The 23,623-nt window shown below is 61.0% G+C and carries 21 protein-coding genes; 8 read left to right on the top strand and 13 right to left on the bottom strand.

The features are described from left to right. Positions 1-202 precede the first annotated feature (202 nt). A complete protein-coding gene (locus ABD806_RS12405; protein ID WP_344958423.1) occupies positions 203-1,087 on the top strand; it encodes an aldo/keto reductase in 885 nt (294 codons plus the stop codon). On the opposite strand, the gene ABD806_RS12400 is transcribed toward ABD806_RS12405, so the two are convergent. Next, the gene (locus ABD806_RS12400; RefSeq protein ID WP_344958421.1) at positions 1,084-2,256 is read right to left on the bottom strand and encodes a BaiN/RdsA family NAD(P)/FAD-dependent oxidoreductase; all 1,173 of its coding nucleotides are present in this window, start codon (positions 2,254-2,256) and stop codon (positions 1,084-1,086) included. The genes ABD806_RS12405 and ABD806_RS12400 overlap by 4 nt on opposite strands. 120 nt (positions 2,257-2,376) lie before the next feature. Here ABD806_RS12400 and ABD806_RS12395 point away from each other — a divergent pair, with 120 nt between their 5' ends. Together ABD806_RS12395 and ABD806_RS12390 are read left to right on the top strand one after the other, a co-directional pair. After that, positions 2,377-3,549 carry a methyltransferase gene (locus tag ABD806_RS12395; RefSeq protein ID WP_344958419.1) on the top strand — a complete coding sequence of 391 codons (1,173 nt, stop codon included), beginning with the start codon at positions 2,377-2,379 and terminating at the stop codon, positions 3,547-3,549. 135 nt (positions 3,550-3,684) lie between these two features. Beyond that, a complete protein-coding gene (locus tag ABD806_RS12390) occupies positions 3,685-4,119 on the top strand; it encodes a universal stress protein (protein ID WP_344958417.1) in 435 nt (144 codons plus the stop codon). Between the two features lie 14 nt (positions 4,120-4,133). On the opposite strand, the gene ABD806_RS12385 is transcribed toward ABD806_RS12390, so the two are convergent. Next, positions 4,134-5,048, bottom strand: coding sequence for a LysR family transcriptional regulator (locus ABD806_RS12385; protein ID WP_344958415.1), 915 nt, complete (start codon positions 5,046-5,048; stop codon positions 4,134-4,136). 474 nt (positions 5,049-5,522) lie between these two features. Between ABD806_RS12385 and ABD806_RS12380 the strand changes: the two genes are divergently transcribed. The 3 genes from ABD806_RS12380 to ABD806_RS12370 all read left to right on the top strand — a co-directional run bounded on the left by ABD806_RS12380 (position 5,523) and on the right by ABD806_RS12370 (position 8,604). Continuing rightward, on the top strand, positions 5,523-6,395 hold the full coding sequence (locus tag ABD806_RS12380) for a carboxylate/amino acid/amine transporter (protein WP_344958413.1): 873 nt from the start codon (positions 5,523-5,525) through the stop codon (positions 6,393-6,395). 91 nt (positions 6,396-6,486) lie between these two features. After that, a complete protein-coding gene (acuI, locus tag ABD806_RS12375) occupies positions 6,487-7,461 on the top strand; it encodes an acrylyl-CoA reductase (NADPH) (RefSeq protein ID WP_344958411.1) in 975 nt (324 codons plus the stop codon). Positions 7,462-7,608: 147 nt separating this feature from the next. Continuing rightward, positions 7,609-8,604, top strand: a complete 996-nt coding sequence (locus ABD806_RS12370; RefSeq protein ID WP_344958409.1) for a CobW family GTP-binding protein — start codon at positions 7,609-7,611, stop codon at positions 8,602-8,604. A 493-nt stretch (positions 8,605-9,097) separates the two neighbouring features. Here the strand turns inward: ABD806_RS12370 and ABD806_RS12365 are convergent, their stop codons facing one another. Both ABD806_RS12365 and prlC read right to left on the bottom strand, forming a co-directional pair. Next, positions 9,098-9,844, bottom strand: coding sequence for a class I SAM-dependent methyltransferase (locus tag ABD806_RS12365; RefSeq protein ID WP_344958882.1), 747 nt, complete (start codon positions 9,842-9,844; stop codon positions 9,098-9,100). A 159-nt stretch (positions 9,845-10,003) separates the two neighbouring features. Then, a complete protein-coding gene (gene prlC / locus ABD806_RS12360) occupies positions 10,004-12,046 on the bottom strand; it encodes an oligopeptidase A (protein WP_344958407.1) in 2,043 nt (680 codons plus the stop codon). A 258-nt stretch (positions 12,047-12,304) separates the two neighbouring features. Here prlC and gorA point away from each other — a divergent pair, with 258 nt between their 5' ends. After that, positions 12,305-13,657 (top strand): glutathione-disulfide reductase, encoded by a 1,353-nt coding sequence (gene gorA, locus ABD806_RS12355; RefSeq protein WP_344958405.1) that lies wholly within the window; start codon positions 12,305-12,307, stop codon positions 13,655-13,657. Positions 13,658-13,941: 284 nt separating this feature from the next. Beyond that, entirely contained in the window at positions 13,942-14,397 is a 456-nt protein-coding gene (locus tag ABD806_RS12350) for an aminoacyl-tRNA deacylase (protein WP_344958403.1), read from the top strand. A gap of 203 nt (positions 14,398-14,600) precedes the next feature. On the opposite strand, the gene ABD806_RS12345 is transcribed toward ABD806_RS12350, so the two are convergent. From ABD806_RS12345 to ABD806_RS12305, 9 genes are read right to left on the bottom strand one after another with little or no spacing between them, the layout of a single operon-like run. Further along, positions 14,601-15,236 (bottom strand): bifunctional 4-hydroxy-2-oxoglutarate aldolase/2-dehydro-3-deoxy-phosphogluconate aldolase, encoded by a 636-nt coding sequence (locus ABD806_RS12345; protein ID WP_344958401.1) that lies wholly within the window; start codon positions 15,234-15,236, stop codon positions 14,601-14,603. Positions 15,237-15,242: 6 nt separating this feature from the next. Continuing rightward, positions 15,243-16,151 (bottom strand): 2-dehydro-3-deoxygluconokinase, encoded by a 909-nt coding sequence (gene kdgK, locus ABD806_RS12340; protein ID WP_344958399.1) that lies wholly within the window; start codon positions 16,149-16,151, stop codon positions 15,243-15,245. Further along, positions 16,138-17,640 (bottom strand): mannitol dehydrogenase family protein, encoded by a 1,503-nt coding sequence (locus tag ABD806_RS12335; RefSeq protein WP_344958397.1) that lies wholly within the window; start codon positions 17,638-17,640, stop codon positions 16,138-16,140. The genes kdgK and ABD806_RS12335 overlap by 14 nt, the downstream gene beginning before the upstream one ends. Before the next feature lie 3 nt (positions 17,641-17,643). Then, a complete protein-coding gene (locus ABD806_RS12330; protein WP_344958395.1) occupies positions 17,644-18,687 on the bottom strand; it encodes an L-idonate 5-dehydrogenase in 1,044 nt (347 codons plus the stop codon). Positions 18,688-18,706: 19 nt separating this feature from the next. Then, entirely contained in the window at positions 18,707-19,417 is a 711-nt protein-coding gene (locus tag ABD806_RS12325; RefSeq protein ID WP_344958393.1) for a FadR/GntR family transcriptional regulator, read from the bottom strand. A gap of 24 nt (positions 19,418-19,441) precedes the next feature. Beyond that, positions 19,442-20,650 (bottom strand): D-mannonate dehydratase ManD, encoded by a 1,209-nt coding sequence (gene manD / locus ABD806_RS12320; RefSeq protein WP_344958391.1) that lies wholly within the window; start codon positions 20,648-20,650, stop codon positions 19,442-19,444. 33 nt (positions 20,651-20,683) lie between these two features. After that, a complete protein-coding gene (locus ABD806_RS12315; RefSeq protein WP_344958389.1) occupies positions 20,684-21,964 on the bottom strand; it encodes a TRAP transporter large permease in 1,281 nt (426 codons plus the stop codon). 2 nt (positions 21,965-21,966) lie between these two features. Next, positions 21,967-22,497 (bottom strand): TRAP transporter small permease, encoded by a 531-nt coding sequence (locus ABD806_RS12310; protein ID WP_344958387.1) that lies wholly within the window; start codon positions 22,495-22,497, stop codon positions 21,967-21,969. Positions 22,498-22,547: 50 nt separating this feature from the next. Beyond that, a complete protein-coding gene (locus tag ABD806_RS12305; RefSeq protein WP_344958385.1) occupies positions 22,548-23,513 on the bottom strand; it encodes a TRAP transporter substrate-binding protein in 966 nt (321 codons plus the stop codon). Positions 23,514-23,623 lie beyond the last annotated feature (110 nt).

The following is a 23,623-nucleotide window of genomic DNA, read 5'->3' as shown; positions in this document are numbered from 1 at the left end:
CTCATTTTTTATGCTCCTCGCCGAGTTAAGAGCAAAGCGGTCCTAAAAGCAAGGTCACGGCCAATACCAGCCGGTTGGGGCCCGTCGGGATGATTTCCCCCCTTCCCCTTAACCGAACGCCGCCCGGGCATTGCAAAGCCCGCCGCCCTGCGCCACCATAATACGGAAACCATTTCCAAAATATCAGAATCGAGAGGTGATCATGGACGCAACCCCAGAGCCACGGGTAACACTCACCGGCACCCTGCCGGCCATAGCACTGCCCGCCATCGGTCAGGGCACCTGGTACATGGGCGAGGGCCTGGCACCTCGCCGCGACGAGGTCCGCGCCCTGCAACAGGGCCTGGAGCTCGGCCTGCGGCTGATCGACACCGCCGAAATGTACGCCGACGGCGGCGCCGAGGAAGTGGTGGGCGAGGCGCTGAATGGACGTCGCGAACAGGCGTTCCTGGTGTCCAAGGTCTATCCCTGGAATGCCGGTCGGCAGAGGGCCATCGACGCCTGCGAGCGCAGCCTGAAACGGCTGAACACCGACCATCTGGATCTCTATCTGCTGCACTGGCCGGGGGATATTCCGCTGGACGACACCCTGGAGGCCTTCGAACGGCTGCAGGCCCAGGGCAAGATCAAGCGCTTCGGTGTTTCCAACTTCGATATCGACGAGATGCAGCAGCTGGCATCACTGCCCGGCGGCGGGCAGTGCGCGGTCAACCAGGTGCTCTACCACCTGGGCTCCCGGGGCATCGAACATTCCCTGCTGCCCTGGCAACGGCAACAGGGCACGCCGACCATGGCCTATTGCCCGCTGGCCCAGGGCGGCCGCCTGCGCACCAAGGTGCTGAACCATCCGGAAGTGCTGACGCTTTCCTCGGAACTGGCCATCACCCCGGCCCAGCTGCTGCTGGCCTGGGCGATCCGCCCGGTCGGTGGCCGACGCGATGTCATCGCCATCCCCAAGGCGGTGCAGCCCGAACATGTGCGGCAGAACGCCGAGGCCTTGAACATCGACCTGGACGAGGCCGTGCTGGCCCGGCTCGACGCCGCCTTCCCGGCGCCGAGCCGCAAGCCGCCGTTGGATATTGTTTAAACCACCTGGCCGGCGCACCAGCCGGAGCTCCAGGCCCACTGGAAATTGTAACCGCCCAGCCAGCCGGTAACGTCCATCACCTCGCCGATAAAGTAGAGGTTGGGCACCCGGTTGGCCATCATGGTCTTGGAGGAGAGCTCCTTGGTATCGACCCCGCCCAGGGTGACCTCGGCGGTGCGATAGCCCTCGGTGCCGCCGGGCTGCAAGGGCCAGGCCGCCAGCCGTTGTTCGATGGCCGCCAGCTCCTTCGGGATATATTGCTTGAGCGGCTTGTTGACCAACCCTTCCCGCGCCAACAGCGTTTCCACCAGCCGCTTGGGCAACTGACGGGCCAGCCAGGTTTTCAGCTCCTGGCTGGGGCTTTCGGCCAGCCCCTGCGCCAAACAGCCTTCCGGCAGCAGCTGGAAACGCACCGGCTCGCCCGGCTGCCAGTAAGAGGAAATCTGCAGCACCGCCGGACCGGATACGCCCCTGTGGGTAAACAGCAGGCTTTCGGTAAAACGGGTGCCGTCCGCGCTTTCGGCGACCACCGGCAGGCTGACCCCGGCCAGGGACTCCAGGGTTTCCTTGTCTTGCGGCTGCAGGGTAAAGGGCACCAGCCCGGCCCGGGTGGGTAACAGCTTAAGCCCGAATTGCTCCGCCAGCCGGTAACCGAACGGGCTGGCGCCAATCTTGGGCATCGACAGGCCGCCGGTGGCCACCACCAGCGAGTGGCAGCTGTATTGGCCGGCCTCGGTATCCACACTGAAGCCTTCACCCAGCTCGGCTACCGCCAGGATCTCGGCGCGCAGGCTGATGCTGACCCCGGCGTCGGCGCATTCCTTGACCAGCATATCGACGATATCCTGGGCCGAGTCGTCGCAAAACAGCTGGCCCAGGGTCTTTTCGTGGTAGGCGATGCGGTGTTTCTCCACCAGGGCGATGAAGTCCCACTGGGTGTAGCGAGCCAGCGCCGATTTGACGAAGTGGGGATTGCCGCACAGGTAGGCGCCCGGCTCCACAAAGTAGTTGGTAAAGTTGCAGCGCCCGCCGCCGGACATCAGGATCTTGCGGCCAATACGCTTGCCGTGGTCGAGCACCAGCACCCGGCGGCCCCGTTTGCCCGCCTCGATGGCGCACATCAGGCCGGCGGCGCCGGCGCCGATAATAATCACATCCCAGGCTTTCATCTCTAGCTCAACCACTGGCATCAAACAATAAAGCCGGCATTTTACCGATCCGCCCGCGCCGACACCATCATCTTTCCCTGTAGGTGACGCGCCCTGCCCCACGCCTTATAATCCGTGCCCATGAACGACCTTGCCCCCCTGTTTCAAGATATCAGTCGACTGCTGTGCCAATATCGTGGCGACTGGCAGCTGTATCCCTTTGCCTGCACCGAACTGCCCTGGCCTGAGTGGACGGAGCGGCTCGATGACCTGGATGAAGCGGCCATTGAAGCGCTGGAGGAAGACGAAGCGGCGAAATGGCGCTTCTTTGCAGACATCAGGCCGGAGGTGGCGGCCATTCAGCGATTAACGCTGCCCGCCTTCAATCGTCCTGCGGAGGCGACTAATCCACGCTGGAGCAATGGCATTCCCGGCCGGAAATGGGCACAGATCAGCGATTTTGCCGCCAGTATCACCGTAGATTATCCCATTCTGGAGTGGTGCGCCGGCAAGGGCCATCTGGGCCGGTTGCTGGCGATCCAATCCGGCCAGCCGGTGCTCAGCCTGGAGCGGGATCCGGATCTGTGCCGTCAGGGCGAGGAACTGGCCGACCGGCTCGATATCGATCACCAGTTTGTCTGCGACGATGCCCTGGGCCCGGCTGCCCACCGGCTGTTTCAGGTGGAGCAACAGGCACTGGCGCTGCATGCCTGCGGCGAATTGCATCTGCGCTTCCTGCGCCACGGGGTCGGCGCGGGCACCCGGGTCCTGGCCCTGTCGCCCTGCTGTTATCACCTGATCTCGCAGGATAACTATGCCCCCCTATCCCGCCTCGGCCAACAGCTGGATTTAGGGCTGGATAAACAGGCTCTGCGCCTGCCCCTGCAGCAACAGGTGACCGGCGGCGAGCGGGTACGCCGGCTGCGTCACGTCGAGCTGACCTGGCGGCTGGCGTTCGACGAGCTGCAACGGGAACTCAGGGGCTGCGACCAGTACCTGCCCCTGCCCAGCTTTGCCAAGCAACTGCTCAGCGGTGAGTTCGCCGCCTTTGCCGCCTGGGCCTGTGCCGAAAAAGGCCTGCCGCTGCCGCCCCGGCTCGACAGCCGGCACTGGCTGGCGCGCGCCGAGCGGCGGCGCCTGCTGGTCAAGCGCATCGAGCTGGTCCGCCATCTGTATCGTTATCCGCTGGAGCTCTGGCTGCTGCTCGATCGGGCCCTGTTTCTGCAGGAGCAGGGTTACCGGGTCACCCTGGGCACCTTTACCGAGCAGGCCAATACTCCGCGCCGCTATTTGATCCGGGCAGAGAAATCCTGAGCATATGTTTCGACTTTTTGTCCATACTTCAACTAACAGGCTATTCTGCTAGCAGGCCAGTGCGGTCAAAACTTTATCCCGCTCACGGTTTAACGGTTAACAGCTTGATAGAGTTAGTAAAAAAGGAGACATGCTATGACCGGTCAATACACCCATGTGCTCGCGGCAGTCGATATGAGCGAGAGCAATCGCAAGGTGATCACCAAGGCGGTGGACAGGGCCAAAGCCAACCATGCCAAGCTGTCGGTGATCCATGTTGATGTGGATTTAAAAGATCTCTACACCGAGATGATCGATATCGATATCGACAATATCCAGGATCAAGTGGTGGCCGATGCCAAGCAGCGCCTGGAGGAGTACCTGGCCGACGTCGACTACCCCATCGAGAAAAAACTGGTGATCTGTGGCGATCTCACGATGAAAGTGTGTGAAGCCGTGGAAAAAAATCAGATCGATCTGCTGGTCTGCGGCCATGAGCAAAGCTTCTGGAGCCTGCTCACCTCCTCCGCCCGCCAGCTGATGAATGCGGTACCCTGCGACATGCTGGTGGTGCCCCTGCCCAAATCCTGACGCCTTCCGGGCGATCAGCCTAGCTGCTCGCCCACCTCTCTCAACAACTGCCGAAACCAGAGCAGCGCCGGATCAAACTCGGTCAGCGGATGCTGGGCCAGCACATAGGTGGTCGCCAGCGGCTCATCCAGGCTATGCCGGCTGAGCGGGTAATGCTGGCAAAAATCCCGGGCGATCAGCTCGGGCACCACCGCCAGGTAACGGCCCGTGGCCAATAAGCCGGGCAGGGCGGCAAAGCTCGACACCCAGACACCTATTTCCCGGCTCACGCCCCGGCTGCTCAACCAGCTCTCGACCCGGGTCTGGCTATGGCCCCAGGTCGAGGTACAGACATGCACCCAGGCCGCCAGCGTCTGCGGTGACAACCCCTGCTCCAAGCCCAGTGCCCGGCTGGCCAGACACACCAGGGCATTGTCAAACCAGGGCCGGGTCAGCAAGCGGGGGGACAGATGACCTGCCCCGGCGAACGCCACCACCATATCCAGGCTGCCCCGGGCCAGGTCCTCTTCATAATCCGAGTCGACCAGCTCGGTGACCGCCAGCCGGCAGCCGGGTGCCTGCTGATGCAGCAAATCCACCAGCAGGGGCACAGCGCTGTATTCGATGGACGAAGGCACCGCCAGGCGAAAGGTGCGCCGGGCATGACCGGGGTCGAAGCCGGCGACTTGCCGGATGCCCTGTTCCAGCAAGGCCAGCGCCTGGCGTACCGGCGCCGCCAGCGCCTGGGCCCGGTCGGTGGGCCGCATCTCCTTGCGGGTCATCACAAACAGTGGATCGTTCAGGGCCTGTCGCAACCGGGCCAGGGCATGGCTGACGGTGGACTGGGACAGGTTCAACCGCTCGGCGGTCCGGGTGACATTACGGCTTTGCATCAGGGTGTCGAACACCCGCAGCAGGTTAAGATCGAGCCGTTGAAAGAGGTTATCCATCGATATCCGCCATACGTTAATGATGATAATTCATTTCTAGCATACAAAATCTGACCGTAGAATGCGTGCTGTTGACGATTTAATCGTCGGCGTGGTGATAAAACCTTGAACCCGGTGCGGGCGTAAGCAACGTTAAGGACATGGTGGCATCATGGGGGGTACTGCCTGTCTCCTGACCACATCGAGGCCAGGTGTCTTGGTGGTCATGGAAAAACGAGGTGTTGGCTTCTCGTCCACACCGGGGTTACCACGCTGACAACCTTTTTGATTCTGCGTTTGGCCGCAGCAATGCGGCATGAGTTCTGTCTGTGGTGTGACACCACTTTTTAGGGACGTTATTCTCTCCTTTATGACAAACCTGATGCTTAGTCCCTGGCCGGTGCATTGCACCGGCTTTTTTATTTCGGCTGGATTGCCACCGGACTTTGCGCCATCATAGCCGCCCCCTATTTACAACCGATGAATAATCACCCAATGCCATACCTGGTTATCGTTACCCTGCTGTGGGCCTTTTCTTTCAGCCTGATCGGCGTGTACCTGGCCGGCACCGTCGACAGCTACTTCTCGGTACTGAGCCGTATCCTCTTGGCCACCCTGCTGTTTATGCCCTTGATGTCCTGGCGTCAGCCACCCAGGCTGGCGCTGGGACTGATGGCCGCAGGCGCGGTGCAGCTCGGACTCATGTACCTGTTCTATTACCGTTCCTTCCTACTGTTGACGGTGCCGGAAGTACTGATCTTTACCGTGCTCACGCCCGTTTATGTCACCCTGATCTACGATCTGCTGCAACGCCGCTTCAACCCCGGCTATCTGCTCACCGCCGCGCTGGCGGTACTGGGCGCCCTGGTCATCCGCTTCGACGGCCTGACCGATTCCTACCTGCTGGGTTTTGCCGTGGTACAGGGGGCCAACCTCTGCTTCGCCCTGGGCCAGGTGGGCTACAAGGTGTTGATGGAACGTTATCCCGGCCAGACTCCCCAATACAGGTTGTTCGGCTATTTCTATCTGGGCGCCCTGCTGATCGTGATCCCCGCCTGGCTGTTGCTGGGCAGTGCCAGATACCCAAGCACTAACCTGCAATGGGGCATACTGATCTGGCTGGGCCTGGGCGCATCCGGCCTGGGTTACTTCCTGTGGAACAAGGGCGCCACCCTGGTCAATGCCGGCGCCCTGGCCATCATGAACAATGCCCTGGTGCCCGCCGGCCTGTTGGTCAACCTGCTGCTCTGGAACCGGGAGGCCAATCTGCCCCAACTCACCCTGGGTGGCCTGCTGTTGCTCGCGTCCCTCTGGATCAACGAGCGTTGGCTAAAAACCACAAGTATCGCCAAGCTCACAAAATCATAATTTGTCTCGGTTTTTCCTGACCGATGGGCTGGCAATCCGTACTGTGCTCTTTAGACTGGACCCTGGAAACGATGCACGGGAGGAGCTCACCATGTTTAATGCATTAGTCTTAGAAGAAGCTGGTAAAAACACCAAAGCCAGCCTGCAACGTCTACCGGAGAGCCGGCTCACCCACGGCGACGTGCTGGTGAAGGTGGATTACTCCACCCTTAACTACAAGGATGCCCTGGCCATTACCGGCAAGGGTAAAATTGTCCGGCAGTGGCCCATGGTCCCCGGCATCGATTATGCGGGTACAGTATTGTCTTCCGACCATCCGGACTATCGCATCGGCGACGAAGTGCTACTTACCGGCTGGGGTGTGGGCGAACAATACTGGGGCGGCCTGGCCGAGAAGGCCAGCGCCCGGGCCGAATGGCTGATCCCGCTGCCGGCCGGCATGAGCGCCAAACGCGCCATGGCCATCGGCACCGCCGGCTTTACCGCCATGCTCAGCCTGATGGCGCTGGAGCGGGCGGGGATCAACCCCGAGCAGGGCCCTGTGCTGGTCACCGGCGCCAGCGGCGGCGTCGGCTCGGTGGCGGTACAATTGCTGGCCAAGGCCGGTTATGAAGTACACGCTGCCACCGGCCGGCCGCAGCATGCGGACTGGCTGAAACAGCTGGGGGCCGCCGCGATCGTCGAACGGGCCGAACTGGATGGTGAGCCCGGCCCGCTAGAATCCCAGCGTTGGGCTGGGGCCGTGGATACGGTCGGAGGCCGAATCCTGGCCCGGGTGCTGAGCCAGACCAGGATGTACGGTGCCGTGGCCGCCTGCGGCCTGGCCGGCGGGGTGGGCCTGCACACCACTGTGATGCCCTTTATCCTGCGCGGTGTCAGCCTGCTGGGCATTAATTCGGTGCATATCCCCAAGCAACAGCGTATCCAGGCCTGGGAGCGGCTGCACAACAGCCTGCCCCTGAACTTTGAAGAGCAGGTCCAGGTATTCACCCTGGAGCAAAGCATCCAGGCCGCCCAGGATCTGCTCAACGGCAAGCTCAGGGGCCGGGTGCTGATCCAGCCTTAAACGCCCCGGGCTGTAACGCGACAAGGGGTTAGCCTCGCCGGCCGGGCTAACCCCTTTGACTTCACGCGACATGCGCCTTTCACCGGTTTGCCGTCACCTAAAAGTGTTATAAGATAACAGAATCATTCCCGACCACAGATCCCAGCTATGCTGACCGCTATTCCCACCCACCTGATCATGGGTTTCCTCGGCACCGGCAAAACCACCCTGCTGCGCCACCTGCTGGCCACCAAGCCCGAACATGAACGCTGGGCCATTCTGGTCAACGAATTCGGCGAAGTCGGCATAGACGGCGCCCTGCTGGCGGATCAGGGGGCAACCATCAAGGAAGTGCCCGGTGGCTGTCTGTGCTGCGTCTCCGGGCTGCCCTTTCAAATCGGCCTCAACGCCCTGCTGCACAAGGCCAAACCCGATCGGCTGCTGATCGAACCCAGCGGCCTCGGCCATCCCAGCCGCATTATCGATACCCTGACGGCGGAACATTACCAAGACAAGCTGGCGCTGAAGGCCACCTTCTGCGTGGTCGATCCACGCCAATGGCAGGACCCCCGCTACCGGGAGCACGAAACCTATCGGGATCAGGTGGCCCTGTCCGATATCCTGGTCGCCAATAAGTCCGATCTGTGCAGCGCACAGCAATTGGAGGCCCTGCGCCGGGATTACGAACACTTGCAACCGGCCAAGCAAGGCCTGGTCGTGGTCGAGCAGGGGCGGCTGGGTCTGGAATGGCTCGAACAACCCCATGATCCCCGGCGCCGGGCGGGTAAGCCCGATGCCCACGCCGGTATCGAAAGCCGGCCGTTGATCGCCGACAGCGGCCCCCGCCTGAGCAAGGGCCAGCCCTGGCGCAGGTACAGCAATCATGGGGAAGATCATTTCAGCATCGGCTGGCGCTTTCTCGATGAGCTGCGCTTCGACTTGCCCGGCCTCACCGCCTTTTGTGAATCCCTGGCCGTCGACCGGCTCAAGGCGGTGTTACCCTGCGACGATGGCTGGCGGGCCTTCAACATGGTCGGCGGCCAGCTCAGCGTCTATCGCATCGCGCCGCAGAAAGAAGGCCGCTTGGAGCTGATCCACCACAGACCGCTGTCCGCCCCCGAACTGCAGAAACAGTTGTTTGTGCATCTGCAACACGCAGTTTGAATATCGGATTATTCGAGCTAGGTGTGGAGCCCCGATCTCGCCGCGATAACTGCATCGCCCCCGGAGTCGGGCTCTTATACCAATTTGAATATAGACCTGACATATTTAAGCCTGAATTTCAGAGGCAACACAGTCATCTCCCACGACACGCCATAAACTCATCCCTGAGGGCTCGGGAAATGCCGTCCATGACATTTCACGGTCGTGGGAGGCGATCTCTGCTGCCTCTTCTCATACATCGAGTTGCCTGTAGACAGCGCCACCAGGCAACTCGATGGCATAAGGAGGACGAAGGGTGCTACTTCACCGACCAGCACATGACAGGCCCGAAAAATGCTCCTGCCATTCCCGCCATCCCTGGCGGTCAGATGACATGTGCTGAGCATCATAGGGAGTGTGCTTGAAGCGTCTCGGAGGAGGAGCCCCTTTGTCCGACCTGTACAGAGCAACAACATAGATCCGTTATTTAATCTGTTTAGTATTACAAATCAGGCTAGCCGCCCTGCAATGCCGCCTTGACGTAGATATCGAAGCGGTTGTTCTTGGTTTCGATGCTGGTGCTCGGCGCCTGCTCCGCCAGCCAGCCCGCATAGTCGGGCCGCTTGACCACCACCCGCGCCCGCGCCAGCGCCAGCGCCCGGGGCAGGAGGCCGTCGGCATCCAGGTCCGGCCCGACCAGCGACTGGAATACCCGCATCTCCTTCTTCACCAGCGCCGATTTCTTCTTATGGGGAAACATGGGGTCCAGATAGACCACGTCCACCGGCTCGGTGATGCCTTCCAGGCCACAGGGGGTCGGGCTCAACCACAGTCGATCGCCGACCCAGCCACCGATTTCCGCATCTTCCCGCGCCCGGCGCAGGCCGTCGGCCAACAGGGCATGCACCACCGGATGCCGCTCGCACAGGGTCACCCGGCAACCCAGGGAGGCCAGCACGAAGGCGTCCCGACCCAGGCCTGCGGTACCGTCGATCACGGTCGGCGTCAGCCCGTGCTTGAGGCCCACCGCCTTGGCGATCGACTGACCGCGCCCGCCACCGAATTTGCGCCTATGGGCGGCGGCACCGCCGACGAAATCCACATAGACGGCGCCCAGCTTGGGTTCGTCCAGCTTGCGCAGCTCCAACCGCCCTTCGACAAACACCAGGGCAAAGGGCGCGGCGGCGGCCACCCCTTGCATGGCCGGCGCCAGCCGTTCGGCCTCGGCCTGCAGGGCCGGGTCTTCCAGCTCGATACGCAGGGGGATCAATTTTTCGGTCATAGGGAACTACCACAGACAACGGCTGGCCCAAAGGCCAGCCGTTGAGTCATATCAGACAGGTTTAAAGGGTGTTCAGGCAAGCTGGGATGGTTCGCCATCAAGCCGACCATCCCAGCTTGGAACAAATGCCAGTGAACCTCAGGCCGCAATACCGCAATGCCGCAACAAGGCATCTATCTTGGGCTCGCGGCCACGGAACTGCTTGAACAATTCCATCGGCGCCCGGGAACCGCCCTGCTCCAGTATGGCATGCAGGAAGTCGCGGCCGGCCTTGGCCGAGAATACCCCTTCCTCCTCGAAGCGGGAGAAGGCATCGCTGGACAGCACTTCCGCCCACTTGTAGCTGTAATAGCCCGCCGCATAGCCGCCGGCGAAGATATGGGAGAAACTGTGCTGAAAGCGGTTGAAATCGGGCGGCGGCAGCACTGAGACCCTCTTGCGTACTTCATTGAGGATGTCCTGTACCCGTCCGGGCTGGGCGCCGTCCCTGGCCATATGCAGGCGGAAATCGAACAGCGAAAACTCCAGCTGGCGCAGCATCATCAGCGCCGAGTGGAAGTTACGCGCCGCCAGCATCCGCTCCAACAGCTCCGCCGGCAAGGGTTCGCCGCTCTGGTAGTGACCGGAAATAAAGGCCAGCGCCTCGGGCTGCCAGCACCAGTTTTCCAGGAACTGGCTGGGCAGCTCCACCGCATCCCAGGCCACACCGTTGATACCGGCTACCCCGGCCACATCGATCCGGGTCAGCATATGGTGCAGGCCGTGACCGAACTCATGGAACAAGGTCACCACCTCGTTATGGGTGAACAGCGCGGGAGAGTCACCGATCGGACCGTTGAAGTTGCAGGTCAGGTAGGCCACCGGCTTCTGCAGGCTGCCGTCTTCCCGATAACGGCGGCCGATACAGTCATCCATCCAGGCGCCACCCCGCTTGTTGGTCCGGGCGTAGAGATCCAGGTAAAAGCTGCCCCGTAACTCGCCGCTTTCATCATAGATGTCGAAGAAACGCACATCCGGGTGCCAGACTTCCACCCCGAAGTGCTCCACGACCTTGATACCGAACAGCCGCTTAACGGTTTCAAACAGCCCGTGCACCACCTTTTGCTCTGGGAAATAGGGCCGCAACTCTTCATCGGAAATGGTGTATTTATGCTGCTTGAGCTTTTCGCCATAGTAGGTCACGTCCCAGGCATTGAGCTGGGCGATGTCATGGTGCCGATGGGCGAATTCGGTCAGCTCGGCCAGCTCCGCCTGGCCCTGGGGATAGGAGCGGCTCGCCAGCTCATCGAGGAATTCCAGCACCTGCTGCTCGCTGTCCGCCATCTTGGTGGCCAGGGACAGCTGGGCATACTGCTCAAAGCCCAGCAGTTCGGCCAGCTCCTGCTTCAACGCCAGGATTTCCTCGATGATCGCGGTGTTATCAAACTCTCCGGCATTGGGGCCCTGATCGGACGCCCTCGTGCTGTAGGCACGGTACATTTCTTCCCGCAGGGCGGCGTCGTCGGCGTACATCATCACCGGCAGATAGGAGGGAATATCCAGGGTGAAGACCCAGCCTTCCAGCTCCCGGGCCTTGGCCTGCGCCTCGGCGGCGGCCAGCGCCGACTCGGGCAGGCCGCTCAGCTTCACCTTATCGGTCACCTGTTTGAACCAGGCTTGGGTGGCGTCCAGCACCCGGTTGGAGAAAGTCGATGCCAGTTCCGACAACCGCGCCTGAATGGCGCCAAAGCGCTGCTTGTGCTCGGCTTCCAGGGCAATGCCCGACAGCCGGAAGTCGCGCAGGGTGTTCTCCACTTCCTTCTGCTGAGCCTGGCTCAGCTTCTTGAAGTCATCCCGCTCGGCCAGACCCTGATAGGCGGCAAACAGGCCTTCGTGCTGGCCGACCCAGGTCTGGTATTCGGACAGCAGCGGCAGGCAGGACTCATAGGCCTGGCGCAACTCATCGCTGTTGAGCACGCCGTTTAGATGACCGACCGGAGACCAGATGCGGCTGAGGTGATCGTTGACTTCTTCCAGGGGAGCAACCAGGTTGTCCCAGGTAAACTCTTCATCACGCGCCAGCACGGCCTCGATCCGGCGTTTGCAATCCGCAATGGCGTGTTCCACCGCCGGCTTGATATGGTCCGGCTGAATTTGGCTGAACGGCGGCAGACCGTCCATGGTCAGTAGCGGATTAGTCATAACCAGTTACCTCTTGTTGTTAGGGCCATCGTCAAGCCCGGCAGGCGGACGAGGGAATACCCCTAAGATGGTGATACTGCCCCCGATGTTCAAGCATTTCCTGGCCATCGGCAGCCGGTTGCTGACGAAACGCACAATTTTCAACCGGTAAGCCAGTTTCCCGGCCGGGACACTCTTTATCTGCGGCCGACTTGAGTTGGTGTACAATCGGCCCCAACTGTTCAATATCGGGTTCACTAACGAACGGAGTAGAGGTTTATGGCACAACATTTCGATTATATCGCCATCGGCGGCGGCAGCGGCGGTATCGCCTCGGCCAACCGGGCCGCCATGTACGGTAAAAGAGTAGCCCTAATTGAAGCCAAAGATCTGGGTGGCACCTGCGTCAACGTCGGTTGCGTGCCGAAAAAAGTGATGTGGCACGGCGCCCAGGTAGCCGATGCGATCAAGCTCTACGCCGAGGATTACGGCTTCGATATCGACCTCAAGGGCCATGACTGGGCCCGCCTGGTGGAAAGCCGCCAGGCCTATATCGGCCGCATCCACCAGTCCTACGACCGGGTCCTGGGCAACAACAAGGTGACCGTGATCAAGGGCTTCGGCCGCTTCAAGGACGCCCACACCCTAGAGGTAAACGGCGAGCAGTACACCGCCGACCATATCCTGATCGCCACCGGCGGCGAGCCCATCATCCCCCATATTCCCGGTGCCGAATACGGCATCGACTCCAACGGCTTCTTCGAGCTGAACGAGCAGCCCAGGCGGGTGGCGGTGGTCGGCGCCGGCTATATCGCCGTGGAGCTGGCCGGGGTAATGAATGCCCTGGGCTCGGAAACCCACCTGCTGGTACGTAAACAGGCCCCGCTGCGCAATTTTGATCCCCTGCTCACCGACACCCTGGTCGAGGTGATGCATACCGAAGGCCCACAGCTGCATACCCAGGCCGTTCCCAAGAGCGTGGAAAAGCAGGCCGACGGTAGCCTGACCCTGCACCTGGACAATGGCGAAAACATCAATGTCGACTGCCTTATCTGGGCCATCGGCCGCCGCCCGCTGACCGCCGGCCTGAACCTGGAGGCCGCCGGGGTGTCCGTGGATCAGCATGGCTACATCAAGGTCGACGAATACCAGAACACCACCGCCAACGGCGTCTATGCGGTAGGCGACAACATCGGCTATGTGGAGCTGACTCCGGTGGCGGTCAAGGCCGGCCGGCAACTCTCCGAACGGCTGTTCAACAACAAGCCCGATGCCAAAATGGATTACGACCTGGTGCCGACCGTGGTGTTCAGCCATCCGCCCATAGGTACCCTAGGACTGACCGAACCCCAGGCCCGGGAAATGCATGGCGACGAGCAGGTGAAGGTGTATACCTCCAGCTTCACCGCCATGTATACCGCCGTCACCCAGCACCGCCAGCCCTGCAAGATGAAGCTGGTGTGCGTGGGCGACAACGAAAAAATCGTCGGCATCCACGGCATCGGCTTCGGCATGGACGAGATCCTGCAGGGCTTCGCGGTGGCGGTGAAGATGGGCGCCACCAAGGCCGACTTCGACGCCTGTGTGGCCATCCACCCCACCGGCGCCGAAGAGTTTGTGACCATGAGATAACTATTTGATATAAAAACTAAAAAGCCGAGCGCCTGCTCGGCTTTTGGTGATATCTCATTTAATATCAGCTACATCCATTCCCACCACTAGCTCTTTGGTAAAAGCCCCAACTCCGCCCATACAAGCGCCAGGGAAGGGGCATCAGGAATGTCCTCAACACCTCAATGCACAATCGGTTGCAGCTCCCGGCCGATCTCTCCTCAGGGGTCTATGGTACGCCGCCCGCATCCTCCCCATGGCCTATACTTCAACCGACGCTCAGTATCTGTCGAGGAGGACTGCTTATGCCGGCCCAACGATTGCAGCAATACCTGGATCAGCAGGGGGTCAAATATCGGGTCATTAGCCACTCGCCGGCGTTTACCGCCCAGGAGGTGGCCGAGGCAGCCCATATACCGGGCAGGGTGATGGCCAAGGTAGTGATTATGACGCTGGATGGCCAGATGGCAATGATAGTGGTGCCCGCCCCCAAGATAATCCATCCCGACAGTCTGGCCCGGTCCCTGTCGGCGCAGGAGGCGACCTTTCTGCATGAAAACAACTTCCGCGAGAAGTTTCCCGACTGCGAAGTCGGTGCCCTGCCTCCCTTTGGCAACCTGTATGAAATGCCGGTGTATATAGACACCGAACTAGCACACCAGGAAGAGATCGTCTTCAGTGCCGGCAGTTACCGTGAGCTGTTTAGCCTGCCCATGAAAGACTACCTGAGACTGGTCCAGCCCACAGAGATTGGCCGCTAGCCCTGGCGTGTACCGTGTCTGCCTCACCCAACAAAAAGGCCGAGCAGATGCTCGGCCTTTTTGTTGGTTCAAGCCAGCGGCTCAGTGGTGATGGGGTAGCCCTACTCCCAATACCCTAGAAATCTAACGCTTTTCCCCTTCCCAAGGCCAAGACGAGACTCTTGGCCTTTTTACGATCAGGCCGGGGATAACGGCTCACCAGATCATGCTTGTTGCACTAGGGACACGGCCTCCCGCACCAGCCGGCCAATTTCTTCCCAGTTTCCTTCGTCAATCAGCTTGGTGGGGGCAATCCAGGTACCGCCGCAGCAAAGCACGGATGGCTGGGCCAGATACTCCTTGATATTGGTCGGCGAGATACCGCCGGTCGGCATAAGGCGTACCGGATAGACGGCAGCCATCGCCTTGATCATCCCCAGGCCGCCCGACACCTCAGCCGGAAAGAATTTCAGGGTCTTCAGTCCCATGGCCATGGCCTGCTCGACCAGGCTCGGGTTATTGACCCCGGGCACCATCGGCATGCCCCGCCGCTGGCAGTAGCTGACGATCTCTGGATTAAAGCCCGGACTGACCACGAAGTCGACGCCGGCCTCTATGGCCTGATCTACCTGGTCGCGGGTCAGCACGGTGCCGGCGCCGATCAGCATCTGTGGGTGCGCGGCCCGGATCCGCCTGATCGCCTCGCAGGCCGCGTCGGTGCGGAAGGTCACTTCCGCGCAGGGAAGGCCGTTTTCCACCAGGGTACTGGCGAGGGGCAGGGCATCTTCGGCCCTGTTGATGGCAATCACGGGAACGACCTTGAAGGCCGCTAATTGTTGTTCCAGATCCATAGGTTCCATCTCGTGTTAAAAGGTTGGCATAAATTCAGGGTCGATCACGGCTCCTCTGTGCTGGATGACACGGGCAGCCAGCCGGTGGCCGGCCCTCGCCGCCGCCTCCATGGTGGCGCCATGGAGGCGCTTGGCAAGATAGGCGCCGTTGAACGAATCGCCGGCGGCGGTGGTATCTACCACTGTCGCCACCCGCTCCGCTGCCACCTGCCGGCGACCCGAGGAATCCACCAGCAGGCAGGGTTCAGCCCCCATTTTGAGCACCAGCTCCCCGACCCCCAGGGCAAGGGTACGCGCGATACTCTCCTCCGGGCGTTCGTCGCCGTAGAGCAGAGCCTCATCCTCGAAGGTCAGCAGGGCCATGTCGGTATATTTCAGCAGGCGGGTGTAACAGGCCTGTGCCTGGGCGGGATCCGGCCAGAGGGCAGGACGATAGTTGTTATCGAAGACAACCCTTCCCAGGAAGCCGGCCAGGAAGTCGAACAACCGCTCCCGGCTGGCCTCGGTCAGTATCGCCAGGCTGATCCCGCTCAGATAGATCAGCTCGGCCTGCTGCAGCCGGGCCAGCATCGCCTCGGCGCCGGGGCGTTCCAGCCAGTAGCGGGCGGCCGCGTCCTTGCGCCAGTAGTGAAAACGCCGCTCTCCCAGCGCATCGGTCTCGATCAGGTAGAGACCCGGCAGCTTGTCGTCCAGGCGGCTGACCAGGCTGGTATCCAACCCTTCCTGCCGCCATTGGAGCAACATTGCATCGCTAAAACCGTCTCGGCCCAGACCGGTGACATAGGCCGTTTCCCCGCCGCACACCCTGTGGTAGTAAAGGGCGGTATTGAGGGTATCGCCACCAAACCGCTGGCTGAGCCCCTGCGGCGTCTGCTGCAACTCCACCATGCACTCACCCAGCACCGCCAGCTTAACGTCGGACATCATTATCTCCTTGCCGCAGGCTCAAGGTGTCGGCCACCGCCAGGGCTGCCCCCCGCTGTTTCAACCGCCGGTAAGCCGGCAGGATGCCGCCGACAAAACCTTCATTACCGGACAAGTCGCTGCCAAATACCGACTCTAGCCCGATCAGCCGCCTGACCAAGGCCTCGTCATCCCCGGCGGCCTGCACCAGGGACGCCAAGCTGTCACACAGGGGATCCCGGACATCGATGGCGTTCCCTTGTTCATCCACGCCGCCGACGTAATGCATCCAGCCCGCGACGGCCAGGGCAGACAGCGGCCAGGGCCTGCCTTCGGCCAGCTGTTGTCGGATGGGAGCCAGCAACCGCTGCGGCAGCTTCATGGTGCCGTCCATGGCAATCTGCCAGGTACGGTGACGCAGGCAAGGGTTGCGGAATCGGGCCAGCAGCCGCTCTCCATAAGCGGTGAGCGCCTCCTGCTCCGGCATGGACAGGGTAACGCCCTGCTCATCCAGCATCAGCCTCCGGGCCGCCTGGGCAAACACGGGATCCGCCATACAGTCGGAGACATATTCGTAACCGGCCAGGTAGCCCAGGTACGCCAGAAATGAATGGGTGCCGTTCAGCATCCTCAGTTTCATTGCTTCAAAAGGGCGCACATCCCGTACCAGCTCGACCCCGACCTTCTCCCAGGCCGGACGGCCCGCCACGAAGTCATCCTCGATCACCCATTGGGTAAAAGGCTCGGTAGCCACGCCACAGGCATCGTCGAGTCCCAGGGTGTCGCGTAATTCACGACGGGTATCGGCCGTCACCGCAGGCACTATGCGATCCACCATGGTGGAAGGAAAACTGACTTCCCGTTCAATCCAGGCCGCCAACATGGGATCCCGTCTCGATGCCAGATCCAGCACCGCCTGGCGTATGACCCGGCCATTGTCGGGAATATTGTCGCAGGACATGACGCTCACGCCGGCCAGCCCCAGCGCCTGCCGTTTGGCCAGGCCGGCCACGATATAGCCGATCAGCGATACCGGCTGGCCCGGCTCGGCCAGATCCCGCAGGATATCGGGATTGTCCCAATCCAGGCGGCCGGTGGCCGGGTTGATACAGTATCCTTTCTCGGTCAGGGTAATGGAGACGATCGCCAGCTGCGGATCCGCCAGCTTGGCGATCACCGCAGCCGGGGAGTCCAGCCGGGGATGCAGGGACTCGGTCACACTGCCGATAACCCTGGCCTGGTTCCCTTCCGCTCCTTGCTCCAGCACGGTAAAGAGATGATCCTGTGCCCGCAATGATTCGAGGAGTCCGGCACTGCGCAGGTTGACGACACATATCCCCCAGCCGCCCCCTTCCAGCTGCAACAGCCGATCCTGATACAGGGCCTGATGCGCCCGGTGGAAAGCACCGAAGCCGAAATGAAGGATGCGGCTTTGCAGCGGTGCCCTGTCATAACCGGGCACCGCCGTCCCGGCGTTGGCCCGCTTGAGATTGTTCCGGTTGAGCTGCATGGATTAACCCCGCATCTTGAGGTGTACCTTGCTGGCCCTGGTCCTGTCCCTGGCCAGGGCAAAGGCCGCCTCCGCCTGCTCCAAGGGCAGGGTCGCACTCAGCATCGGCGCCAGGTTCAGCGCCTTGCCTTTGAGCAGCGCCACCGCCTCCTGGTAATCCGTTTCGGTAAAGCGGAAGGAGCCCAGGTAGTTGAGCTCCTTGCTCATGATCAGCCCCAGGCTGTCCAGCTGCACCCCGGCGCCGAAGCCGCCGACCTGGACCAGGGTGGCGCCGCGCCGCACGTACGGCAGGGCATCGTCCAGCGCCTTGGGGCTGCCGGTCACTTCCATCACCACGTCGAACTCGCCCCCGGCCGTTACCTCCCGGGCCAGCGCTTCCGCTTGCTTGGCGACATTGATGGTGACCGCCGCCCCCATGGCGGCGGCGATGGACAGGGCATGGTCCTGCAGATCCGTCACCACCACCCGGGCCCCCTTATGGGCACAAACGGCGGTGATCAGGTTGCCGATGGGCCCCGCCCCCAGCACCAGCACCCGGCGCCCGTTCAGGTCACCGGCCCGGTGGGCCGAGTGCACCGCCACCGCCAGCGGCTCACCACAGGCGGCTTCTTCGAAGCTGATATCATCGGAGATCCGGTGACACTGGCTCGGCCAGACGTCAACGAACTGGCGCAACAGCCCCTGGCTATGGGGCCAGGTAGAAGCTGTGCCGAAGAAACGCATCTGCTCGCACAGGTTGCTGCTGCCCCGGCGACAGGGAGCGCATTGGCCACAGGGGTGGCCCGGGTTCAACGCCACCCGGTCTCCCGGTCGCAGCCCGCAATGTTCGGCCTTGACTTCAAGCACGGTCGCCGACGCTTCATGACCCGGACTGAAAGGCTCCCGGATAACGAAGTTGCCGCAGCGACCCTCATAGTAGTAATGCAGGTCCGAGCCGCAGATACCGACCGATTCTATGGCCAGCCGGACCTGCCCTTCGGCCAGCGCCGGCAGGGCCTCGTCTTCCAGCCGGATATCCTCAGGCTGATGAATTTTCAATGCTTTCATGTTGTAACTCTCTTGACGCCTATACCACGTCGAAATTGGTGACCACTTCACCGACATTCAGCACATGCTTCAACATGGCCTGATAGGCGGCATCTTCATCTTTGGCCTCAATCGCCCTGAAGATGGCGGTATGATCGTCGATCCAGCGTTGGCGCCATGATGGTGCATGGGAGTGATGATCCAACCTCTCCCAGAGCGCGCCTCGTACGCCTTTGCTCCAGACTTTTTCCATCATTTCCTGCATCAGGGGGTTGGCCGAAATCTCCGCCAGCGCCGCGTGGAACTGGCGATCGGCGTCTACACTGGCCGCCTCCCGCAACGCTTCCACGCTCAGCTTCAGGGCGAGCTCCATCAGCCTCAGGGTGTCTCGCAGCTGCTCTATGTCTTCTGGTGTCGCCTTGCGGGCGGCCAATTTGGCAATCTGGGGTTCAATCAGCTCGCGAGCTTCAAGCAACTCGAACGGGGTCACGGGATCGGAGACGGCCACATTGCTCTCCGGAGCCTGCAATACTTCTATGCCCGAGCCTTTGCGGATTGCCACCACGCCATTAAGCTCGAGGGCAATCATGGCTTCCCGCAGGCTGGCCCGGCTCACATCCAGCTGGGCGGCGAGATCCCGTTCCGGTGGCAGTCGCTCTCCCACCTTGAACTGCCCCTTACGAATACTATCGATCAGGGTATTCGCCACCTGTAAATACAACCGGGTATGCTTTGCCTGTTTATCTATCATTGCCCGTCTCCCCTCGTTTTTAATTCACCAATTCCACAAGGTACCATCCTCCAGCCGGTTGACCGGCAGGCAGGCACGCTTGTAGGGGTATTTTTTTGCCAGCTGCTCATCGATGTCCACGCCATGACCGGGCCGTTCGCCGGGCACGAAATGTCCCGCCTCGAACTGATAGCCATGGGAAAATACCGCTTCGGTCAGCTCGTTGTGCGCCATATGTTCCTGGATCCCGAAGTTGGGCACCCAGGAATCGAAGTGCAGGGCCGACCCCATGCTGACCGGCGACAAATCGGTCGCCCCGTGACAGCCGGTGCGCACATGGTACAAGGAGGCAAAATCGGCGATGCGGCGCAGATGGGTTATGCCCCCCGCGTGTACCACAGTGGCGCGGATATAATCGATCAATTGTTCTTCAATCAATGACTTGCAATCGAAGATGGAATTGAATACCTCGCCCACCGCCAAGGGGGTAGTGGTGTGTTGGCGGATCAGCCGGAAGGACTCCTGATTTTCCGCCGGCACCGGATCCTCCATCCAGAACAGGCGACAAGGTTCCAGTTCCTTGCCCAGGCGAGCGGCTTCGATGGGGGTCAGACGATGGTGCACATCATGGAGCAACTCGAGCTGGTCACCATAGACATCACGCAGCCGCCGGAACAGCTGGGGCACATGGGTCATGTACTTGGTGGTGTTCCAGACATGCTCGGAAGGGATGCTCGAGTCCGCCGGCTCATAACGCTCGTTTTTCTTGCCCACGCCATAGGTCTTATCCAGCCCGGGAATGCCGCACTGCACGCGCACCGCCTGGTAGCCCTGTTCGAGGCACTTACCCACCTCGTCCACCACCTCTTCGATATCATGACCGTTGGCATGGGCATAGACCATGACCTTATCCCGGCTCTTGCCCCCCAACAGCTGGTACAACGGCATGTTGGCCGCCTTGGCCTTGATATCCCACAACGCCATGTCGACGGCGGCGATGGCGGTCATGTTGACCGCACCACGGCGCCAGTAAACCCCCCGGTACAGATATTGCCAGATGTCTTCGATACGGGAGGCATCCTGGCCGATCAGGCAGGGAACCACATAGTCCTCCAGGAAACTGACCACCGACTTCTCACGTCCGTTCAGGGTTGCGTCACCGATGCCGTAAATACCCTCATCCGTCACCAGCTTGAGGGTCACGAAGTTGCGTCCCGGAGAACAGACGATGACTTTACCTTCAATGATTTTCATAACAATGCTCGCTCAACTGAAATAATGTAAGACTTATTCGCCATAGAACAGGCCCGGCAGCCACAGGGAAAGGGCCGGAATATAGGTCACCGCCATCAACACCAGGATATTGGTGAGGATGAAGGGGATGATGGCCCGGGTCACCTCGGCAATGGGCAAACGGCCGATGGAGGAAGCCACGAACAGACAGACCCCGACGGGGGGTGTCGTCAAGCCGATCATCAGGTTCAGGACGGCGATGATGCCAAAGTGCACCGGATCAACCCCCACCAGGGTGGCCACCTTCAGCAGGGTGGGAAACAGGATGATCAGGGCGGCGATGGTCTCCATAAAGCTGCCCACCAGCAACAGCAGCAGGTTGATGATCAACAGCACGATCAAGGGGTTATCGCTGATCCCCAGGATGGCGTCGGCAATCATCTGGGGGATCCGCTCACTGGTCAGGATCCAGCCAAAGACGTTGGCCAGCCCCACCAGCAGCATCAGGGCGGCCGTGGTCACCCCCGTTGCCTTCAGCACTTGGGGGAGCTCGCGCCAGGTCAGCCCCCGGTAGACGAACATGCCGACCAGCAGGGCATAGAGGCTGGCGATGATGGACGCTTCGGTCGGCGTAAAGAAGCCGCCGACGATGCCGAAAATGATCAGAAACGTCAGGAAGATGGCCCAGGACGCCCGGCGGAACGCCAGCAGCAGGTTACGAAAGCCGGCCCAGGGCTCCCGCGGATACCCCCGCTTCAGGGCCAGCAGGTAGCAGGTCACCATCATTGCCAGACCCAGCAGCAAACCGGGAATGGCACCCGCCAGGAACAACTGCCCCACGGAAATGCCGGTCAGGGTGCCGACGATGATCATCGGCAGGCTGGGCGGTATGATAGGTCCTATGGTCGATGACGCCGCCGTGACCGCGGCCGCAAAAGGCTTGTCGTAGCCATGGCGGGCCATCCCCGGGATCATCACCGAACCGATGCTGGCGGTGTCCGCCACCGCGGTGCCGGACACCCCGCCGAATAGCATGGAGCCGGCGACATTGGCCAGCCCCAGGCCACCACGCACATGCCCGACCAGGGCATTGCTGAAACGGATGATCTGATCGGTGATATTGCCGGCGTTCATCAGGTTACCGGCCAGGATGAAGCCGGGGACGCACAACAACACGAACGAATCTATGCCGGAATACATCTTCTGGGGCACCACCGTCAGCGGGATCCCGGAGATAAACAGATATACCAGGGAAGACATCCCCAGGGTCAGGGCGATGGGCAGCCCCAGCAGCAGCAAACCGAAGAAAGAGATAAAGAGAACCGCGACTTCCATAATCAGACTTCCCCTTTGAACAACGCCTGCAGGCAACGCAGCAGATCCAGCAGGATGTAGGCAAACAAGTTGACGAATACCAACAGGGTGGAGACGAACATAAATTGCATCTTGATAAAGAGGGTGGGCGAAGTCTGAAACTCGCCGATGGCGCTAAAGGCCAGGGCTGGTTTAAACATGAGCACGCAGAAGCCCAGCATCAACAGGCTGATCAGCATCCGGTAGAGCGGCCGGCTCAGGCCTCTCAGGCGGCTCTGAAACAGCTCAACGCTGACCAGCTCCCCCTGTTGGTAGGCCACCCCGATCCCGAAGGCCACCACATAGATGAACAGATAGCGGGACAGCTCCTCCGTCCAGGCCGGTGAGCTCGGTAACAGCAAACGCGCGGTCACCTGCAGCAGCACGACGCCACACAGGGCCAGCAGCAGCACCACCGTCAGTGATGAAAACACCCTGTTCAACCAGCATTCGATGGTGTTCAGCCAGCCACCGGCAGGCGCTTCCGTCTTGATATTTTCTTCAAGCATACGCATATCGTTGATCCCATATGGAGGGTCGCCCCCCCATAAATAAAGCCGATGAATCAGATCGCCTGGATCTTGTTGAAGAGCTCAAGCTGCTCCGCATCCAATGTCTTCCGGACGGCCTCCAGGGCCTTGGCCTTGAAGGCCGCCTGATCGACATCCACGAACTCCATGCCCTTTTCCTTCAACTTGGCTTCCAGCTCGGCCTCGGCCTGGGTAAAGAGGGTGCGCTCATAAGCCTGCATCTCCTTGGCCGACTCCATCAGGATCTGCTGCAGTTCTTCCGGCAGCTGCTCCAGCTGGCGTTTTCCGATCAGGACATAAATCCAGCTGCGCACATGATCCGTCCTGTTCACATACTTCTGGACTTCGAAGAAGCTGGCGCTGTCGATCAGGGAGAGCGGATTTTCCTGAGCATGGATCGCCCCCTGCTGTAGGGAAGTAAACACCTCACCGAAGGCCATCGGCGTCGGCTTGGCTCCCATCGCCTGCCAGGCGGACACGAACAGGGGGACGTTGGGCACACGGACTATCATGCCTTTCAGATCTTCCGGGGTTTTCACCGGCTTGTTGGAGGTCAGCTCCCTGGCGCCGCGTTCGAACCAGGTCAGGGGGACCAAGCCGGTGCGCTCGGTGATCTGTTGCTCCACTTCCCTGCCCAACTCGCCGCCCGCCACTTGCTGCAGGTGCGCTGAATCTCTCAGCGCATAGGGAACCGCCAACAGGGCTGCCTTGGGCGCCCAGTTTTGCAGGGTTTCACCACTCATGGTCATATCAACGATGCCCAGCTGAATACCGTTGATCAGATCCGTTTCATTGCCCAGCTGAGAGTTCGGATAGAGCTGGATCTCCAGTCGTCCAGCGGATTTCTGCTCCACCAGCTCGGCAAATTTCTCGAACGCTTGGTGCCAGCTATTGTCCTCGTTGGCCACATGGCCCAACTTCAGTTCGAACTCTGCCGCCTGGGCCGAACCGGCAAGCAGGGCGAGGGCGAGGGTGCTCGCACTAATCAATGACCTTTTCATCTTGACTCCTTCATTGTGATCACGATAGGCCCGCCACAGTGGGGCCTGACGCTTACCAGAGCTTCCAAGCTCGATGTAAACTTGAACTCAGTTATTTTGGCCTGACCAAA

The sequence above is a fragment of the Zobellella aerophila genome, assembly GCF_039539325.1.
Taxonomy (GTDB): Bacteria; Pseudomonadota; Gammaproteobacteria; order Enterobacterales; family Aeromonadaceae; genus Oceanimonas; species Oceanimonas aerophila.
This window is presented reverse-complemented; position numbering and strand designations above follow the sequence as displayed.

Coding starts and splice junctions, on each gene's coding strand:
- ABD806_RS12405 (WP_344958423.1), top strand. CDS start 203: ATGGACGCAACCCCAGAGCCACGGGTAACACTCACCGGCACCCTGCCG.
- ABD806_RS12400 (WP_344958421.1), bottom strand. CDS start 2,256: ATGAAAGCCTGGGATGTGATTATTATCGGCGCCGGCGCCGCCGGCCTG.
- ABD806_RS12395 (WP_344958419.1), top strand. CDS start 2,377: ATGAACGACCTTGCCCCCCTGTTTCAAGATATCAGTCGACTGCTGTGC.
- ABD806_RS12390 (WP_344958417.1), top strand. CDS start 3,685: ATGACCGGTCAATACACCCATGTGCTCGCGGCAGTCGATATGAGCGAG.
- ABD806_RS12385 (WP_344958415.1), bottom strand. CDS start 5,048: ATGGATAACCTCTTTCAACGGCTCGATCTTAACCTGCTGCGGGTGTTC.
- ABD806_RS12380 (WP_344958413.1), top strand. CDS start 5,523: ATGCCATACCTGGTTATCGTTACCCTGCTGTGGGCCTTTTCTTTCAGC.
- acuI (WP_344958411.1), top strand. CDS start 6,487: ATGTTTAATGCATTAGTCTTAGAAGAAGCTGGTAAAAACACCAAAGCC.
- ABD806_RS12370 (WP_344958409.1), top strand. CDS start 7,609: ATGCTGACCGCTATTCCCACCCACCTGATCATGGGTTTCCTCGGCACC.
- prlC (WP_344958407.1), bottom strand. CDS start 12,046: ATGACTAATCCGCTACTGACCATGGACGGTCTGCCGCCGTTCAGCCAA.
- gorA (WP_344958405.1), top strand. CDS start 12,305: ATGGCACAACATTTCGATTATATCGCCATCGGCGGCGGCAGCGGCGGT.
- ABD806_RS12350 (WP_344958403.1), top strand. CDS start 13,942: ATGCCGGCCCAACGATTGCAGCAATACCTGGATCAGCAGGGGGTCAAA.
- ABD806_RS12345 (WP_344958401.1), bottom strand. CDS start 15,236: ATGGAACCTATGGATCTGGAACAACAATTAGCGGCCTTCAAGGTCGTT.
- kdgK (WP_344958399.1), bottom strand. CDS start 16,151: ATGTCCGACGTTAAGCTGGCGGTGCTGGGTGAGTGCATGGTGGAGTTG.
- ABD806_RS12335 (WP_344958397.1), bottom strand. CDS start 17,640: ATGCAGCTCAACCGGAACAATCTCAAGCGGGCCAACGCCGGGACGGCG.
- ABD806_RS12330 (WP_344958395.1), bottom strand. CDS start 18,687: ATGAAAGCATTGAAAATTCATCAGCCTGAGGATATCCGGCTGGAAGAC.
- ABD806_RS12325 (WP_344958393.1), bottom strand. CDS start 19,417: ATGATAGATAAACAGGCAAAGCATACCCGGTTGTATTTACAGGTGGCG.
- manD (WP_344958391.1), bottom strand. CDS start 20,650: ATGAAAATCATTGAAGGTAAAGTCATCGTCTGTTCTCCGGGACGCAAC.
- ABD806_RS12315 (WP_344958389.1), bottom strand. CDS start 21,964: ATGGAAGTCGCGGTTCTCTTTATCTCTTTCTTCGGTTTGCTGCTGCTG.
- ABD806_RS12310 (WP_344958387.1), bottom strand. CDS start 22,497: ATGCGTATGCTTGAAGAAAATATCAAGACGGAAGCGCCTGCCGGTGGC.
- ABD806_RS12305 (WP_344958385.1), bottom strand. CDS start 23,513: ATGAAAAGGTCATTGATTAGTGCGAGCACCCTCGCCCTCGCCCTGCTT.